This is a genomic window from Pseudomonas sp. Pseusp10, assembly GCF_059492225.1.
In genome coordinates, this window is the sequence record NZ_CP168528.1 from 565,459 (window position 1) to 582,701 (window position 17,243).

At 59.6% G+C, this 17,243-nt stretch carries 12 protein-coding genes; 7 read left to right on the plus strand and 5 right to left on the minus strand.

Features of this window, described 5'->3' with window-relative positions:
* Window positions 1-2 precede the first annotated feature (2 nt).
* The 5 genes from ACEN8Z_RS02605 to ACEN8Z_RS02625 all read right to left on the minus strand — a co-directional run bounded on the left by ACEN8Z_RS02605 (window position 3) and on the right by ACEN8Z_RS02625 (window position 7,314).
* A complete protein-coding gene (locus tag ACEN8Z_RS02605; protein WP_495596686.1) occupies window positions 3-2,117 on the minus strand; it encodes a hypothetical protein in 2,115 nt (704 codons plus the stop codon).
* Window positions 2,104-3,300 (minus strand): DUF3142 domain-containing protein, encoded by a 1,197-nt coding sequence (locus ACEN8Z_RS02610; RefSeq protein WP_495596687.1) that lies wholly within the window; start codon window positions 3,298-3,300, stop codon window positions 2,104-2,106. The genes ACEN8Z_RS02605 and ACEN8Z_RS02610 overlap by 14 nt, the downstream gene beginning before the upstream one ends.
* 263 nt (window positions 3,301-3,563) lie before the next feature.
* Window positions 3,564-5,594: a 2Fe-2S iron-sulfur cluster-binding protein gene (locus tag ACEN8Z_RS02615; RefSeq protein WP_495596688.1), complete on the minus strand. Its 2,031-nt coding sequence runs from the start codon at window positions 5,592-5,594 to the stop codon at window positions 3,564-3,566.
* 63 nt (window positions 5,595-5,657) lie between these two features.
* Window positions 5,658-6,284, minus strand: a complete 627-nt coding sequence (locus ACEN8Z_RS02620; protein WP_495596689.1) for a glutathione S-transferase family protein — start codon at window positions 6,282-6,284, stop codon at window positions 5,658-5,660.
* A gap of 127 nt (window positions 6,285-6,411) precedes the next feature.
* Window positions 6,412-7,314, minus strand: coding sequence for a LysR family transcriptional regulator (locus ACEN8Z_RS02625; RefSeq protein ID WP_495596690.1), 903 nt, complete (start codon window positions 7,312-7,314; stop codon window positions 6,412-6,414).
* Between the two features lie 584 nt (window positions 7,315-7,898).
* Between ACEN8Z_RS02625 and ACEN8Z_RS02630 the strand changes: the two genes are divergently transcribed.
* The 7 genes from ACEN8Z_RS02630 to ACEN8Z_RS02660 all read left to right on the plus strand — a co-directional run bounded on the left by ACEN8Z_RS02630 (window position 7,899) and on the right by ACEN8Z_RS02660 (window position 17,227).
* Complete coding sequence (locus ACEN8Z_RS02630) at window positions 7,899-9,056, plus strand: AI-2E family transporter (RefSeq protein ID WP_495596691.1); 1,158 nt, start codon at window positions 7,899-7,901, stop codon at window positions 9,054-9,056.
* A 14-nt stretch (window positions 9,057-9,070) separates the two neighbouring features.
* Window positions 9,071-10,582, plus strand: coding sequence for an efflux transporter outer membrane subunit (locus ACEN8Z_RS02635; RefSeq protein ID WP_495596692.1), 1,512 nt, complete (start codon window positions 9,071-9,073; stop codon window positions 10,580-10,582).
* Entirely contained in the window at window positions 10,575-11,687 is a 1,113-nt protein-coding gene (locus tag ACEN8Z_RS02640) for an HlyD family secretion protein (protein ID WP_495596693.1), read from the plus strand. Before ACEN8Z_RS02635 ends, ACEN8Z_RS02640 begins: the two co-directional genes overlap by 8 nt.
* A complete protein-coding gene (locus tag ACEN8Z_RS02645; protein ID WP_495596694.1) occupies window positions 11,677-12,702 on the plus strand; it encodes a DUF2955 domain-containing protein in 1,026 nt (341 codons plus the stop codon). The genes ACEN8Z_RS02640 and ACEN8Z_RS02645 overlap by 11 nt, the downstream gene beginning before the upstream one ends.
* A gap of 314 nt (window positions 12,703-13,016) precedes the next feature.
* A complete protein-coding gene (locus tag ACEN8Z_RS02650) occupies window positions 13,017-13,658 on the plus strand; it encodes a DUF6088 family protein (protein WP_495596695.1) in 642 nt (213 codons plus the stop codon).
* 66 nt (window positions 13,659-13,724) lie between these two features.
* On the plus strand, window positions 13,725-14,714 hold the full coding sequence (locus ACEN8Z_RS02655) for an AAA family ATPase (protein WP_495596696.1): 990 nt from the start codon (window positions 13,725-13,727) through the stop codon (window positions 14,712-14,714).
* Between the two features lie 17 nt (window positions 14,715-14,731).
* Window positions 14,732-17,227: a S8 family peptidase gene (locus ACEN8Z_RS02660; RefSeq protein ID WP_495596697.1), complete on the plus strand. Its 2,496-nt coding sequence runs from the start codon at window positions 14,732-14,734 to the stop codon at window positions 17,225-17,227.
* Window positions 17,228-17,243 lie beyond the last annotated feature (16 nt).

The following is a 17,243-nucleotide window of genomic DNA, read 5'->3' on the forward strand; positions in this document are numbered from 1 at the left end:
CCTTACTGCGCCTTGCGGCGGCGATTGAACAACAACAGCGCGGCTGACGCGACCGCCAGTACGCCGCCAACCTGTAACAGTGTCTTGTACGGCCGCAAGGCCGAACGCGCAGCGTCGGTGACTTGAGTCACATAGCGTTTGTCGGCGTTCTCGAAGTCGGGATACGGGCATTGGTGGCCGAAATCGGCGGCCCATTCCACATAAGGCCCTTCTTTGACATAACGCTGATAAATCGCACGTTGCTCCTCAAGGCTGCTGTTCCACCCCGACGCTTCGCACAGCACCGCTGCAAATGCCTGGCTGGTGTGAGGCAAGTTATCCGCGGCCTTGCTCGCCAGCGCCGTGGCCACGAAGCGATAGTGGTAACGCCGATCAGGCTGGGCAGCGCTGGCCTGCTGACGCCTCACTTCGTCCTCGGCCACCAATGGACCGACTTTGAGTTCGGCGTTTTCGAGAACGAAGTTACCGCCGAACGTGGCGTAATCCGGCGCCGTTTCATAGCCCAGAATGTCCATGCCCCACTCGCGTGCCGTCCAGGCCGCATTGAACAGCGCAGCGGCGCGACGGGTCGGCCACCAGGCTGAATCAGCCGCCAGACGTTGCTCGCCATACAGCCTGGCCTTGTGCCGCAAGCCGTCATTATCGAAGTACGCCAGCGCTTGCTCGTAATGCCCCTCGCGCAACAAACGCCGCCCCAGCAGATTGCGCAGGCTCGCCGCCACCGGCAAGGGCACGTAATTGTCGCGGTCCTGCTGGCTGAGCGGCGGCGGTGCCGGCACTTGCGTGTCGACGTAGTGCTTGAGTTCTTCGAGGGTCAACACGCGCTCGGCGACGGTGGCGGCGTCGAACCAGTAAATGCCTTTGCTGCGATACAGCTGATCGAAGGCCTGCAGGTAGTCCCCGCGTTGCAAGGCCAGGATCGCACTTTCACCCTCGACCCGGCATTTGGGCTGAAGTGTTTCGTAATCGAAGTCCGGGGTCCGTCGCTCGCCCCAGGATTCATTCTGCGGGAAGGCCTGGGCCGCTTTGGCATAGGCTGCGGCGGCCGAGGTTTTATCGCCCTCGCGCACCGCCAGTTTTGCCCGCAGCCACCAGGCCAACCCGCCATCGCCGGCATGTTCGAGGAAAGCCTTGGCGCTGGCGTAATCGCCCTGTTGATAATTCATCGCCGCCAGACGGTCGGCGTTATCAAGACTGCCGCGGGTGCTGTTTTGTAGCAGCTTGATCATTTTCTGTTCGTTGGGTGGTTGATCGCCGAAGGACCAGCCCAACCGGCTGATCAGTGATGCAGTCACCAATTGCTGCACAGGTTGGCCCTTGAGCAACTCGGCCACTTGATCATCCGGCAGCGTCATCAGGTCCGCCATCAACAGCTTCAGCGAGGTGTAGCCCACTGCGGAACCGTGCAGATTTTGCGTGGCGTACAATTCGATGGCGCGGTTCCAGTCGCCGGCGGTACGCGCCACCCGGGCTTCCTCACCGAGGCTGGCGACACCCAGTTCCAGCGGATCGCTGAAGCCGTCGATGCTCAGTTGCCGGGTTTGCTCAAAGGCCTTTGCGGATTGTTTGAGCAGATCTGGAGCCGCATCGGCTTCGATGCTCATGGCGAACAATGCGCGCCCCAGCGAGTAAGCCGCCCAGGTGCTGCGCGAGGCCCGTTGCTCGGCGGGCAAGGCCAGCACTTTCTTGAAATACCCGGCGGCCAAGGCAGGATCACCCGTACCAAATGCCACGGCGCCCGCCAGGTACAACCTGAGCTCCGGCGGCAGTTGCGCTCCTTCGGTTTCAACCTGATGGGCATCGGTCAGGCTGCGCAGGTGTTTCACCAACACTTGTTGCTCAGCGGACAGTCCGGCCTGCTCGGCCTGATCCCGTTGCGCCACAAGGTCAGGTTGATCCGTATAGTCGGCGCCAGCGGTGACGTTTTTCAATCCCTGGATGGCGTGGCCGAGACGGCTGATTTCAAAGCTGAAGTTGCCTTCGGGCAGTTCCGCCAGCGACTGGCCACGGTTGTCCAGCAAGCGCATGGGGAAGTCCGGGCCGCAGGCCAGCGCCGAGCCCAGCGGCAGGCTGAGGCTCAGGCAAAGCAAATGACGCGGCCAGTTACGGGTGAACATTCGAACCTCCTTGATCAATGTGTGCGCAGCGAGCCCAACCAATGGCACGCTGTCCGCCGGCCGGTATTCGGCCATCGCGCAGGCGGGTGAAGGTAAGCAGATCCGGACGCTGTTGCAACGCGTAACCGGCCAAGGCATCGGCCCCTTCACAGCCGCTGACCGCGAGTGTCAGGCGTTCGGGCCAGGCGCTGTCGAGGTTGCCCTGGTTGCTGAGGCCGATGTCATAGAGGCCATTGTCGGCCGAGAGTTGCAGCGTCAACTGACTGTCGAGGACATCGGCACGCGCCACGGCGCGCAAGGTGGTCAAACTCCAGGCCCGACGGTCGTTTGCCAATGGCAGGCGAAACCAGATCAGGCCCGCCAGATGTTCGGGTGGATCGGCACGTAACTCGCTACCGAGGGTGCGCAACGACAGCGGATCGGCGAGTAATTCCCGGCGCAGGCCTTCGCGCTCCAGCGTCACTTCGCTTTCCACAACCGGTGCGCCGTCCACCGACGGCAGCAGTGCCACGCCATAGGCCGGTAGCGCCAGATAGAACGGTTTCGTCGTGATACGGCTCCAGGCCTTCGCCCATTGCCAAGCCTGATCGGCATCAAACAAACCGCGACGCGGATCGCTCACCGCGTGCACCTGCAGCACGCTGCTATCGACTGTGGATAACAGCGCCGGCAGTTCGCGACTGTCGAGCCAGGACGGCAACGCAGTGATGCTCAGCGGCAGCGAAGTCGGCAACGCTTCACGCAAATGCGCCAGAAATTCGCGGTACGCCGGTAGCCGGGCGTTACCGGCGTCGTGGTCGATTTCAATGCCAGCAAGGTTCAACCCTTGCCCCTGCCAATCGCTGATTACCTGGCGGATCTGCGCTGTGATCTCATCCTGATCGAGCGCATTGAGCTGCCCATCCAGGCGCACCACCGCAATTACCGGCCGACCATCGCGCCTGAGCAATACCGGATCAATTCGGGCCCGACTCCAGCCCGCATTGGGAAAGGCCTGCAAGGCCAGCACCCGCAACGTCGAAAAATCGGCGCGGCTGTCCCTGAGGGCGGCGTCGTGGGCTGGCGTCCACTGCCGCTGCCAGACGTAGAGTTGCTGATCCAGCGGCGGTGCGTCGCGCCTTTCGCATCCGGCGGTCAGCACCAGCGCCAGCAGCAAGGCGATCGAGCGAGTGAAAAAAACCATTGAAACGCCTGTTCCTGAAGTGCAGAAAGGGCCTCTGCGGCTAATGCCGATCCTGTAGCAGCTGGCGTAGCCTGCGTCCGGCTGCACAGCAGTCGTAAATCCGGCTTGCACGATCTCTCTGACGTACCGCGAACTCTGATTTTACGACTGCTGCGCAGCCGGACGCAGCCTTCGGCAGCTGCTACAAGGAAGGCGTAGCGTCTGCGGCCTTTTTTCGTTCTGCCCCTACCCTACTCAGCCATCGACCGACGGGCAATGTTCCTTCAGATATCCAGCACCAACGGCTGCGCGCCCTGCGCCGGAATCGCACAGCAAATCAGTACGTGTCCGTCATCCGGCACCTCGGCTGGCGGCAGTGGGTAATGCACCTGACCGCTAACCAGCCGCGTCTTGCAGGTGCCGCAGGAGCCACCCCGACAACTGAACTCCGGACGCAGGCCCCGGCTTTCCGCCAACTCCAGCAAACTGCCGCCTTCCGGCTGCCAGCGGGCCTCCTTGGCCGAGCGCTGGAACACCACGGGCACGGACGTGGTGGCGGCTGGCGGTTGCTCGATGACCACCGCATCGGGGTCCGGACGCCGGCGCAAGGTCGACGGGCCGAAGGTTTCGGCATGAATCCGCGAATCGCGAATGTCCAGTTCGCGCAGGCCGTCGTACAGCGCCTGGGTAAAACTTCCGGGGCCACAGACGACAAAATCCAGCTGATCGTAATCCTCGACCGTCAGCAGATCCTTGAGCAGCGCGACGTCGATCCGTCCGCTGAGGTCGAAGTCCTCTCCTTGCACCGCCTCGGCTTCCGGTTGGCTGAGCAAACGCACCACCCGCACCGCGTCACCGGCGTCTTCGAGCAAGCGATCCAGTTCCCGGCGAAACGGCTGGTCGGCCAGTGTGCGCGAACTCTGGATAAACCACGTCGGGCGGATACGGCGAGTGCGCAATCCCTGGTAAACCACCTCGCGCAGCATCGACAACAGCGGCGTGATGCCTACTCCGGCCGCCAGCAACACCAATGGCCGACGCTCATGGGGCGCCACGGTGAAGTGCCCTTGCGGTGCCCGCGCCTCCAACAGGTCGCCGACACGAATCTGCTCATGCAAATGCGTAGAAACCCGCCCGTCACGCTTCACGCTGATGCGGAAAAAATCATCGGACGGAGCGCTCGATAAACTGTACGTGCGGATATGTACATCGCCGTCAATGTTGAAGCGCAGGGGCAAATGCTGCCCGGCCTGAAACAGTGGCAAGCCGGCCCCATCGGCGGGCTCCAGGTAAATCGAGCGGATGCTGTGGCTTTGCACTTCAATCCGCGTCACCCGCAACGGCCGCCATTGATCGCCCAGGGCTTTGGCCTGCAAACGCGCCGTGGCCTGCTCCCAGGTGCCGGTGAGCAAACTGGTGGGTGATACGCCGTCGAAACGCCAGCGCAACGCCAGGGCGGCGGGGCGACGAACCACTTGCTCGACATCGATTGTCCACAGGCGCTCGGCCCCCTGGAACGCCTCGACCTGCGGGCCCTCGAGGATGATTTCGGTGCGCCCGCTGAGCTGCAGCACATCACCGGTATTGAAATCGATGAACAACAATCCGGCCCGGGGATTGAGCAGCAGGTTTCCCAAGGTGTTGAAATGCAGGTTGCCGGCGAAATCCGGAATGGTCAGGCGATTGCCTTCCACCTGTACGAAACCGCTCTGACCGCCACGGTGTGATACATCCACCGAGCGCTCGCCATCGACATCCACATAACTGGCAACGAAAAACGTGTCCGCCCCGGCAATCATGGCTTTGGCCGCATCATCCAGTTCGTTGAAATGCTGGGCGACACGCGTCGAGGGGTCGGCCAGCGGCACCGAGTGAAACTGGCGCAACTGAATGTACTGCGGGCAATTGCCGAAGGACTGATCCACCGTCACCGCAAAACCGCCCGTGGTCATGGCGCGGACATGCCCGTTGATGCGGTTGCGACGGCGGGTGTGCAACTCGATACCCAACAGGCCGATGGCAGAGCCGTCGCTCAACTGCGCGGGATCATCAAAGGTCGGCAGGCTGCGAAATTGCAGCAGGCCAGGTTCTGGCGAGTGTGCGAATCCGGGCTGACCTTCAAGGATGCTGGCCCAGGGATGACCGTCGGCATCCACCGCTCCGTACAGCATGAACGGCAATTGCTGATAGAAGGTGCGATGCTGGTCCGGCATCTCGCTGCGAATCACCTTACGACCGAAAACTTCCATTCGTTCGGCAACGCCTACATGCGCCTGCAATTGTTTCTCGCCGGCATGCCAGGGTGAACGGTCCATATGGCTTCTCCTCTGCGCCAGTGGCGCAGAACGGGGCGGCCCGGTAACTCCGGGCCGCCAGCATCAGGCAGTTTTTTGCAGACCGGCGACGGTGCGCGGCATGCCGACAAAACCCGGCAAGGCTTCGATGCGGGCCAGCCAGGCGCGAATATTGGTGTACTCGTCCAGCGACACATTGCCCTCGGGCGCATGGGCGATGTAGCTGTAGGCCGCGACGTCGGCCACCGTCGGCTCGCTGCCAGCCAGATACGGCGTATTGGCCAGTTCGTGATCTATCACTTTAAGCACGGTGTGGGCGTAGGCAATCACTTCTTCAGCGTTGTAAGGCGCGCCAAACACGGTGATCAATCTAGCCCGGGCAGGGCCGAAGGCAATCGGACCGGCAGCCACCGACAACCAGCGCTGGACCTTGGCGGCCCCCACCGGATCAATCGGCAGCCAGCGACCATTGCCGTACTTTTGCGCCAGATAAACCAGAATCGCATTGGAATCGGACAGCACCACGCCCTGGTCATCAATCACCGGCACCTGACCGAATGCATTGAGCGCAAGGAACGCCGGTTGCTTGTGTTCGCCCTTGGCGAGGTCAACGAAGATCAATTCGGTCGGCAATTGCAGCAGGGACAGCATCAACTCCACGCGATGAGCGTGGCCGGAACGCGGGAAGTTGTAGAGTTTGATCGCTTGCATGGTCGACACCTCGGGTCAGTGGTGCTGTTCAGGAGAGAGCAGCGCCGATGGGGTGTATCTTCCACTCACATCCAAAACAACAGAATCACCAGCAAACGCAATCCATTATTTCACTGGGTGAAACAGCTCAACGCTCGAGCGCTGGATGCTCGCGCAACGTCTTCACCGCGAAATCAACAAAACTGCGCACCCGGGCCGGCGCTTTACGTCCGCCCTGATAGACCACATGGATGGGCAATGGCGGCAGTTCGAAGTCGGCCAGAATGATTTCCAGCTCACCGGCGGCCACCTTGCTCGCCACTTGATAAGACAGCACCCGCGTGAATCCCAACCCCAAACAGGCTGCCGTGATGGCCGCTTGATTTGCCGTCACCACCAGCCGCGGTTCAGCCCGCACACTCAAGGTCTCGCCATCGTCAATGAATGGCCAACTCCTGAGTTGGCCAATGGCCGATGTCGCAATAATCGGCGCCTGGGCCAGTTCCTGTGGATGCCTGGGCCGGCCATGGCTGGCCAGAAACTGTGGCGATGCGCAGATCACCCGCCGCACCTCGCCCACGCGGATCGCATGCTGATTGCTGTCAGGGAGTTCGCCGATGCGGATGGCCACATCGACGCCCTCCTCGACCACGCTCACCACCCGGTCCACCAGCATCGCGTTGATGCAGACCTCCGGGAACTGCGTCAGGTAGCTCACCATCAACGGCGTGACAAACAGCTCTCCAAACAAAACCGGTGCGGTGATGGTCAGCTGCCCACGGGGATGGATATGGCTACCCGCTGCCGAGTCCTCCGCTTCCTGCACCTCGGCGAGAATTCTCCGACAGTCCTCCAGATATCGCTGACCGGCCTCACTCAAATGCACACTGCGCGTTGTACGTGTGAGCAGTTGCGTGCCAATACGCTTCTCCAGCGCTGCGACCGCTCGGGTGACGCTGGCCGCCGACAGGCCCAAACGCCGCGCCGCCGCCGAAAAACCCTGGTCCTGGGCGACGGCTGCGAAGACCTGCATTTCCTGGAAGCGGTCCATGGGCATGTCCTCATTTCAGATAGATAAATCGTAACCGAAGGCCGGAATGTTAAGCGCAAGAGTTCAACAACATAGTTGGGCGTCCGACCATCAAGTAAATCAATGGGCTACTGCACTCTAGCGCCTGCGCAGTAAAAACCAGGCGTGTCACACACCTCAAAAAACGGACCGCGGATTATTGATAATTATTGAGGATTATTATCTTGCGACGAGTGCAACTGTTCGCAATTATCCGGACCCGCCTGCTGCAACGGCTAATACCTGACAGGAAAAACCAGCCATTGGCATTGCGTCAAACCAATCTCCAGGTAAAGGCTCATCAGCGGGCGCCATCAACTGCAGCGCGATTCCGGTCTGCCTGAACAGGCGGAATACACGACTGCTCCTATACTACAAGCCACCCTGTCACCGACTGAGTTTTAGGTAGGCACCTCGTTGAAATTTTCCCTGCCAGAAGTAAGGCACTATGGGTGGTTAACGCTTGGACGGCTGTCCGTTGATCTTGCTTCAAGGGTTCACTTAGTAGGGAAAAGTTGAACTTCATATGGCTGGCTAATCTGTGTGACACAGCAAGGAGTTCGAAAATGTTGCGCACTAACATTCCCGCTGGAGCACTGTCCGGTGGTTTGCTCGATGTACTGATTCGCGCCGGGCTCATTACGGTGCTGGTACTGTTCTGCTTCCAGATCTTTCACCCCTTCCTCAACCTCATGCTCTGGGCATTGATTCTGGCCATTACCCTTTATCCACTGCATGCGCTCATCAAGCGCAAGCTGGTCAACAAGGACGGTCATGCCGCCACCCTGATCGTGGTGGTCGCCCTGGCTTTGTTGATGGTACCGATCTACCTGCTGGGCACCTCGATCAGTGAGTCGATCCAGGGCACCCTGGCTATCCTCAAGTCCGATTCGCTGCAGATTCCGCTACCCGGCGAAAAAATCGCGTCCCTGCCGCTTATTGGCCAGCCGCTCTACGACTACTGGATGCAGGCCGCCACCAACATGAGCAGCGTGTTCATGAAGCTGATGCCCTATATCAAGTCCATCGGCCTGACCTTGTTGGGCAAAATGGCCGACGTTGGTGTGGGTTTTCTGTTATTCATCGGCGCCCTGATCATTGCCGGCGTGTTCATGGCCTATGGCGAAAACGGTGAAAGAAGCGCCCTGGCCATCACCTCGCGCCTTTCCGGACCAGAGCGTGGCCCACGCATTACCGAGCTGTGCACGGCAACCATCCGCGCAGTCGCCCAGGGCGTGGTGGGTATCGCGTTCATTCAGATGTTGCTGGTCGGCGTGGGTTTCGTACTCATGGGCGTTCCCGGTGCCGGGCTGCTGGCGATGGTTGCGCTGTTGATGGGGATCATGCAATTACCGGTGCTGCTGGTGACCCTTCCGGTAATCGCCTATGTCTTCGCCACCGATGGCACCACCTTGGGCACCATCGTGTTTGGCATCTACAGTCTGATTGCCGGGATGGCCGACAACGTCCTCAAGCCATTGATGCTGGGTCGTGGCGTCGATGTCCCGATGCCGGTGATTCTGATTGGCGCCCTGGGCGGCATGGTGAGCGGCGGCTTCATCGGTTTGTTCATCGGGCCGGTAGCGTTGGCGGTGGGTTACCAACTGTTCTGGCAATGGGTCCAGGACCAACCGTCGGCCGAGGTACTGAACGAGCCCCCCCAGATCGACGCGGTGAACGAGACTCCGAAAATCGAGGCAATGAACGATCAGCGTCCCCTCTGAGGAGTTTGCGCTTGATGCCATGCCCTGCTCGCATCAGCCGGCTGCTGCTCTGTGGCACTGTCGTTCTGGGTGGCTGCGTGCAACTGGGCCCGGATTTCCAGTCACCGGCCCAGCCCTGGGTCGAACACTGGAACAGCCCGACCCTGGAAATCGCCGGGCAAAAACGGGCGCAACCGGACAGCCGTCAATGGTGGCGCGTGTTCGACGACCCGGTGCTGGACCACTTGATCGCCGAAGCCGATGCCCACAACGCTGACCTGCTGGTTGCTGGCCTGCGGGTCATGGAATCCCGCGCGCAATTGGGTATCGCCCTGAGTGGACGCTACCCGCAATTGCAGCAGGCCAGCGCCGACAGCCTCTACCTGAACCGTCGACAATCGGGCGGTACCAACCCTCAGGACACGCATTTCTGGCAATACAGCGCCGGTTTCGATATTGGTTGGGAGCTGGATTTCTGGGGGCGTTTCAGCCGTGCCATCGAGTCAGCCGACGCGTCCTGGTTTGCCGCCCAGGCCAACTATGAAAATGCCCTGGTGCTGTTGCACGCGCAGCTGGCGCAAACCTACTACGCCTTGCGCACCGCCGAGGCGCGCCTGCACATCGCCCGCAGTAACGCTGCATTGCAAAAACGCAGCTTCGAGATCACCGAGCGCCTGTTCAAAAGCGGGGCCGAAGCCGAACTCGATCTGCAACAAGCCAAGACCCAGTACCTGGGCACCCTGAGTACCATCCCGGATTTCGAAAGCCAGGTGGCGAGCTTGCGCAATGCGTTGTCCACCCTGATCGGCCAGCCACCCGGCACGATCCCTGATCTTGATCGCTACACCGGGGTGGTGCCACTGCTCGATACCGCGGTCTTGCAGGATGTGCCTGCCAACCTGCTGGTGCGGCGCCCCGATGTTCGCGCTGCCGAGTTGCAAGTGGCGGCGCAGTCGGCGTTGATCGGTGTGGCCGAGACCGACCTGTACCCCTCCATCAGTCTGCTGGGCAGCATCGTCTGGTCTGCCAGCTCGCTCAACGGTGCATCCAATACCCTCGACCTGGTGGCCGGCCCCAGTCTGCGCTGGGACATCTTCGACCATGGCCGGATCACCAACAATGTCCGCGTGCAGGATGCCCGCTTGCAGCAATTGATCGTTATCTACCAGGACAGCGTGCGCCAGGCCGCGCGCGAGGCCGACGATGCCGCGACCGGCTTGATCAAGGCGCTGGAGCGCGACCAGATCCTCAGCGAAGCATCGGTGGCCGCCGAACGTTCGGTGACCCTGGCCAATGCCCAATACCGCGAAGGCTATTCGGATTTCCAGCGCGTGCTGGATGCCCAGCGCGCCCTGTTTGCCCAGCAGGATATCTACCTGGTCAACCGTGGCACCGCCGTCAACAGCCTGATTGCCCTGTACAAGGCCCTGGGCGGTGGCTGGTACAGCGACCGACCGATGATCGACCCGGCCACCCGCCAACAGATGCAACAACGGACCGATTGGGGCGATCTGCTCGACGAACCGAAGGAAAGTGCCCATGACTGACAGCCAACAACCGGTCGAGAACGCCTCGGTACCCGCCGACCCGGCCAGAAAAGCGATCAACTGGGTGGTGTTGCTGATCATCCTGAGCCTGGTCTGGTACCTGTTGGCCGATCGCTACACGCCCTACACGCAACAGGCACGGGTGCAGGCCTTCATTGTGCCGGTGGCGGCAGAGGTATCGGGCCGGGTGACCAAGGTGCATGTACGCAATAACCAGGACGTCAAGGCCGGCGAATTGCTGTTTGAAGTCAATCCAGAGCAGTACCAGATTGCCGTCGATCGCGCCCGTGCCGACCTTGAGTCGACCCGTCGCCAGGTGGGCGCCAACACCGCCGGCGTCGACTCCAAGCAAGCGTCCCTGCGCGCGTCCCAGGCCAACGAGCTCAAGGCACGCCAGGACATCCAGCGGCTTGAACGCCTGTACCGCGAAGACCCGGGCACCATCTCCCTGCGACGCCTGGAGATATCCCGCGCCACTCTGGAAGAGTCCATCAGCCAGGTCGCTGCAGCCAAGGCCGAAGTGCAACGGGCACGGGAACAACAGGGTGGTAATGAAGAAGACAACGCCCAGATGCTCAGCGCCGCCAGCAACCTTGAAAAAGCCGAGCTGGACTTGAGCAATACGAAGGTCCACGCGCGCTCGGCCGGCCTGATCACCGATCTGCGCACCGATGTCGGCCAGTTCGCCAGCGCCGGTGCTCCGGTGATGACTCTGATCGCCATCCACGATGTGTGGATCAGCGCCGACATGACCGAAAACAACCTGGGAAGCGTCCAGCCCGGGACGCCGGTGTCCATCGTTCTCGACGCCCTGCCAGGGAAAATTTTCAAAGGCCATGTGCGCAGCGTCGGCTATGGCGTCGATGTCGGCCAGACCACCCAGCCGGGCAGCCTGCCGAAAGTGGAGAACAGCCGCGATTGGCTACGCCCTGCCCAGCGCTTTCCGGTCATCATCGAGTTCGAGCCCGGCGAGTTGACCAGCCCACAAGGTATCCGGTCCGGCGGGCAAGCCGAAGTCATGGCGTTCCCGAGTGAAGGTAACCCGCTGAATATTCTGGGTCGCCTGTTCCTGCGTCTGATGAGCTGGATGTCCTATGCGTATTGAGCGCCCGGCCCGGGTTCAGCGCGCCTTGCGCCTGGGCTTCGGCACGGCGCTGTGCCTGGCGGCGAGCTTCGGTCTGGCCCTGCCCATCCCGTTCCTCGCGCCGATGCTGGCGCTGATGATGCTGGCGGCAATGAACCGACCGTTGCCGTTCAAGGCCAGCCTGGGTCTGATCCTGATCCTGATGTTGACCACCGGGACCGGCCTGCTGCTCATTCCTCTGCTGCGTTACTACCCGCTTAGCGGCGTTTTGCTGGTCGGGCTGTGCCTGTTCATGGCGTTTGGTTACGGCCTGCGCGGCGGCAACCCGTTGGTGGCGACGTTCCTGGTGGTGGGCTTGACCTTGATCAGTGCGGCCGGAACCGCTGAATTCGCCCTGGCACTGGAGGTGATCGTGGCCCTGGTCAAGGGACTGTTCCTGGCCGTCACGACACTGACCATCAGCCATTGGCTGTTTCCCGACCCTGCCAGTGCCCCCGCAGCAAAACCCGGCCCGAGCCTTACGCCCAGCGAAAGCAGCTGGCTGGCGCTACGGGCCACGCTGGTGGTGCTGCCGACGTTCCTGCTGGCCATGGTCGACCCGGCCAGCTACCTGCCGATCATCATGAAAGCCGTCAGCCTCGGCCAACAAAGCTGCGCGACCAGCGCCCGCACCGCCGGCCAGGAATTGCTCGGCTCAACCCTGCTCGGCGGCCTGATGGCGATTCTTTTCTGGTGCGCGTTGAGCCTGTTCGTCAACCTGTGGATGTTCTTTCTATGGATGTTGCTGTTCGGCCTGCTGGTGGCCAGAAAACTCTACGGCCTGGCCATGACTCGACAACCACCGAGTTTCTGGCTCAACAGCCTGGCGACCCTGATCATTCTGCTCGGCCAATCGGTACAGGACAGCGCAGCGGGCAAGGACGTCTACACCGCCTTCGCCATACGCATGGGGCTGTTCATTCTGGTGACTTTGTATGCCTGTGTGATGGTGTATTTGCTGGACACGCGGCGGCAACGGCGAATTACGCTCTCCTAGAAACAATCCCTTGTCCTGCTCGGAAATGGGATGCGACAGAAGATCACTGCTAGAAACCTGATAAACCTGAGATAGAAGCGTCCTGCCAGGCTACGCCCATCAGCACACCCATCAGGCAGCGCTCGATTTCTATTCCTGTCAGATTGATGGCGGGGTCTTGAGGATCCCGTCCAGGAGACTCGTTCGAGAACCCGTTCTAGCTCTGCCTTCTACACCATCGAAAGGCTAATGGGTCGACGGTGTACAAATAACGTCTTGAGTGGATGTCAGATAAAGTATTAAATATCTGACATAGCCATCAAGCGAACCTATCGATGCCCTCTCTACCTGTAGTGATTTTGGAAAGAAGCCACGCCCTGCCTAAAGGCCACGTACTGAGCCCAAAGGAGTTTCTGCATTTGGGTAGTCGAGCCGCCGTGGATCAGGCATTTTCGCGTTTGGCCAAGGCCGGAAGCCTCTTGCGCGTCGCCCGTGGTATCTACGTTGCTCCCGCACAGGGGGAAGCGGAAACGCAAGTTTCGCGGACAGAGGCTGTCGCACTGTCGATTGCTGCGAAGGGAAAGGTGGCGATTACAGGTAGTGGCGCTGTAGCTGCAAAATCGTTTGGACTGATCTCGCGAGTTCCGGATGAAGTGACTTTTCTAACTACAGGCCGTAGCAAACAGCTGACCGTGGGCGCGGCAAAGGCCTCACTGCAACATGCACCTTATTGGATGTTGGCACTGGGAAGTACAAGGGCCGGCGATGCGGTTCGAGCATTGGCCTGGATGGGAGCAGATTGCGCTGAGCATACTGCGTCACAGCTTCATAGCCAGCTTTCAGATTCCCAATGGGAGGCTCTTTCTTCTGTTCGGGCTAGTCTACCCACCTGGATGGCTATTGCTGTCAGCAAGGCCGACATCTACGGTGGATTACGCAATGGAGGCGGCGCTACTGACCAACGGCCACACATTTAACGGCGTACTTAAGGGTATCAACAGGTCTTAGCGATTAAACTAATTGGATGAAAAAGGTAGAAAAACATGGCTAGCGGCGAGCATTTAAAAGCGCTTTTGCGCTCACACATCAAAGGAGATGACAGTCATTTCCTTGCCGTTGCCATGCAGATGGCTGCACACGAGGCCAAGCAAGGACATGGAAAGCTTGCTGAGGATTTACGCACGCTGATCGACTCTGCCCAGTCCAAGCGAAAGCTAATGCCGTCTGCCCAACCGGTTCCCATCGGTCAGCCCAGAGGGGAACTGAGCAATCTGCTATCTGTTGCTCTTCCACAGACTCGTTTCTCAGAAATGATTCTGGACGACGCCACGCATGGCCGGCTTGCCCGCATCATCAGCGAGCAACGCAACTTCGAAAAAATACGTGCCCACGGTCTCTCACCTCGCCGTAAGTTGCTTTTGGTCGGCCCACCTGGAACGGGTAAAACAATGACCGCTTCCGCCCTGGCCGGAGAACTCGGCATCCCATTGTACATCGTGCGCCTTGATAGCCTGATTACCAAGTTCATGGGTGAAACAGCGGCCAAGCTTCGGCAGATTTTCGACGCCATTCGAGATACTCGGGGGATCTACTTCTTCGACGAATTTGACGCGATTGGATCTCAGCGTGGCCTGGCCAATGACGTTGGTGAGATTCGTCGGGTGCTCAACAGCTTTTTGCAGATGATTGAGCAAGACCAGTCAAATAGCTTGATCATTGCAGCAACGAACCATCCGGAAATTCTCGACTATGCCTTGTTCCGGCGCTTTGATGATGTTATCGAGTACGGGCTGCCTAATCAGGAACAGATCCAAGCCGTGCTGAAAACGCGGCTCGTCAATTTTTCGAAATCGATAAAAAGCTGGGATAAGCTCACAACTGTAGCGAGTGGCCTGAGCTACGCAGAACTGGTTCGGGCAGCAGATGACGCCATTAAGGACGCGATCATTCATGATCGCGTCGATGTAGACGCTAGGGACGTGGCAAAGCATCTCGAAGAACGTAAGGCTTTCCACGGAAAACAACGATTATAAGCCGGTAGAGCTTTTCGATGACGGAACCGAACGCAGGGCAGCGACGACACTTTCACTTACAACATACAGGGCGGCCGGAACGGTACCAGTCAACCGCGTCCCCGACCCGAGATCCCGTCTACCCTCGACGTGACCGGACAGGACATGGCGCGAGACTGCTGAGCCAGCTGGAGCAGTTCGGAACACAGATGGTGCAAGCGGTTCAACTGCAACGCTCTGAAGGCCAAGACGGCGGTTTTGGCTTGCAGCTTGAGTTTGTAAGTGAGCCAGGCTTTGAACTGGCATTTGAGGGATTAGCCCGAGGCCAGCAGCGAATTGAGTTGTTGAACGTTCGCTACGACGGAGCCACCCAAACTCATTTCGCGACGGTCTTCGTTCCAGACGGGAAGCTGAGCGCGTTTGAAGGTCTGGTGACGCAGTACCTGCGCGTCAACACCAGTAAAGGCATTCCGCGTAATTCCCCTCTTCTAAATCCCATTCTTGAAATCCGAACTGCAACATTCAGTGCACTGTGGACTGACAGCCCAGAGGCTCTTCCAAGCTCTCCTGATGAGCCGATCTGGTGGGAGTTCTGGTTGCCCGCCCGCGACAACCAAGCCGCCGTTCTTCAGCGATTCCGTACGATTGCGGAGGTGCTTGAGTTCCAGATTTCACATGAAGCGCTGATTTTTCCAGAGCGAACGGTCATCAACGTGTACGGCACACAAGCGGCCATCACCGCATCGATGGCACTGCTCAATGAGGTTGCTGAAATTCGCCGAGCCAAGGAAACGGCGGAGTTCTTCGATGCACTTAGTCCTGCCGAACAACGCGAATGGGCTGACGAGCTGCTAGAGCGCACCTCCGGTGGCGACGATAACAGCGTTCGTATCTGCCTGATTGATACCGGTGTGAACTCTGGTCATCCCCTGCTGTGCAACCATATCGGGATGGCAGATCTGCACACTGTTGATGACGACTGGGGGGTTCAGGATGATGTAGGCCATGGCACCGGCCTTGCCGGGGTTGCCCTCTACGGCGATCTGGTTGATCCACTGTCGGCACCGGGGCCGGTGTCCATTTCCCACCGAATCGAGTCCGTAAAGCTGTTACCTGGCGCGCAGGGCTACCAGCGCGAATCTTATGGTTCGTTGACGATGAACGCAGTAGCGCGGCCAGAAATTATTCAACCCGACAAGCAGCGCGTGTTCAGCATGGCTATCACAAGCCTTGATGATCGTGACAGAGGCCGACCTTCGGCCTGGTCGGCAGCGGTGGATCTTCTGACCTCCGATGCACTGGGTGGGCGGGCACAGCCACGTCTGATGATCGTTTCCGCTGGAAATGCCAACGCGGAACAATACGTTCGTTATCCCTTCAGCAATCAATCCGATGGTATTCATGACCCCGGCCAATCATGGAACGCGATATGCGTGGGTGCGTATACCCAGAAGGTCACGCTGGATCCGGTGATTCCGGGAGAATCTGTTCTTGCTGCCAATGGCAGCCTCAGCCCTTACAGCACCACGTCTTGTACTTGGACGAGAACACCTTGGCCGTTGAAACCGGATGTCGTCTTCGAGGGAGGAAATCTGGTTCGGGACGCTCACGGCATTTTTAGCCACACCTCTCTTTCACTCCTGACAACGTCACATCAACCGCAGAATCGCCTGTTCACCACCACATGGGCCACCAGTGCCGCATCCGCACTCGCCTCTCGTATGGCTGCCCAAATCTCTTCTGCATATCCAGAGCTTTGGCCGGAGACGGTACGCGCGTTAGTGGTGCATTCCGCCGAGTGGACGGAGCGGATGAAAGCCGACTTTCTGGCCGGCGACGCCAAGTCAGACTATGAAGCACTGGTTCGCACCTGTGGTTTTGGTGTCCCCGATATCGGGCGAGCACTGTGGAGTGCATCCAACTCTCTGACATTGGTGGTAGAAGACTCTCTTCGCCCATTCACCAGGCAGGGATCTAAACCCGCAACAGCTCGTGACATGCATCTTCATTTACTTCCATGGCCCCAGCAGGAGTTGCTGAATCTCGGAAACGAGGATGTCGAGATGCGAGTAACCCTGTCTTACTTTATTGAGCCGAATCCAGGTGTAGCGGAACGCGGGCTCAAAGGGCGCTATCGATATGAATCCCACGGGTTGCGATTCGAGGTCAGTCGATCTGGCGAGGATGCGACCGTGTTCCGTCACCGCATCAACAAGCGAGCCCGAGAAGAAGATGATGAAAACCCCTACCTGAGTAGTCCTTCAGATCCGCGCTGGCTGATAGGTACACGAGGGCGCCACAAGGGGTCGCTCCACTCTGACATCTGGCGAGGGCCTGCCTCTGATCTGGCGGGATTGGGGATGATCGGCATTTATCCAGCCCCGGGGTGGTGGAAAACACTGGTCAAACAGCGGCGCTTCAACGATGACGTGAGATACAGCCTGGTCGTTTCGATCAAGACCCAACAGACGGAAGTCGATCTGTACAACGCCGTCGATGTCGCCATCATCAATGCGGCGGCAATTGTGACTTGAGGAAGCTATCTCACTC

Excerpts from the sequence above, each read along its gene's own strand:
- ACEN8Z_RS02655 (WP_495596696.1), top strand. The coding sequence starts at position 13,725 with ATGGCTAGCGGCGAGCATTTAAAAGCGCTTTTGCGCTCACACATCAAA.
- ACEN8Z_RS02650 (WP_495596695.1), top strand. The coding sequence starts at position 13,017 with ATGCCCTCTCTACCTGTAGTGATTTTGGAAAGAAGCCACGCCCTGCCT.
- ACEN8Z_RS02615 (WP_495596688.1), bottom strand. The coding sequence starts at position 5,594 with ATGGACCGTTCACCCTGGCATGCCGGCGAGAAACAATTGCAGGCGCAT.
- ACEN8Z_RS02610 (WP_495596687.1), bottom strand. The coding sequence starts at position 3,300 with ATGGTTTTTTTCACTCGCTCGATCGCCTTGCTGCTGGCGCTGGTGCTG.
- ACEN8Z_RS02660 (WP_495596697.1), top strand. The coding sequence starts at position 14,732 with ATGACGGAACCGAACGCAGGGCAGCGACGACACTTTCACTTACAACAT.
- ACEN8Z_RS02620 (WP_495596689.1), bottom strand. The coding sequence starts at position 6,284 with ATGCAAGCGATCAAACTCTACAACTTCCCGCGTTCCGGCCACGCTCAT.
- ACEN8Z_RS02605 (WP_495596686.1), bottom strand. The coding sequence starts at position 2,117 with ATGTTCACCCGTAACTGGCCGCGTCATTTGCTTTGCCTGAGCCTCAGC.
- ACEN8Z_RS02645 (WP_495596694.1), top strand. The coding sequence starts at position 11,677 with ATGCGTATTGAGCGCCCGGCCCGGGTTCAGCGCGCCTTGCGCCTGGGC.
- ACEN8Z_RS02635 (WP_495596692.1), top strand. The coding sequence starts at position 9,071 with ATGCCATGCCCTGCTCGCATCAGCCGGCTGCTGCTCTGTGGCACTGTC.
- ACEN8Z_RS02630 (WP_495596691.1), top strand. The coding sequence starts at position 7,899 with ATGTTGCGCACTAACATTCCCGCTGGAGCACTGTCCGGTGGTTTGCTC.
- ACEN8Z_RS02640 (WP_495596693.1), top strand. The coding sequence starts at position 10,575 with ATGACTGACAGCCAACAACCGGTCGAGAACGCCTCGGTACCCGCCGAC.
- ACEN8Z_RS02625 (WP_495596690.1), bottom strand. The coding sequence starts at position 7,314 with ATGGACCGCTTCCAGGAAATGCAGGTCTTCGCAGCCGTCGCCCAGGAC.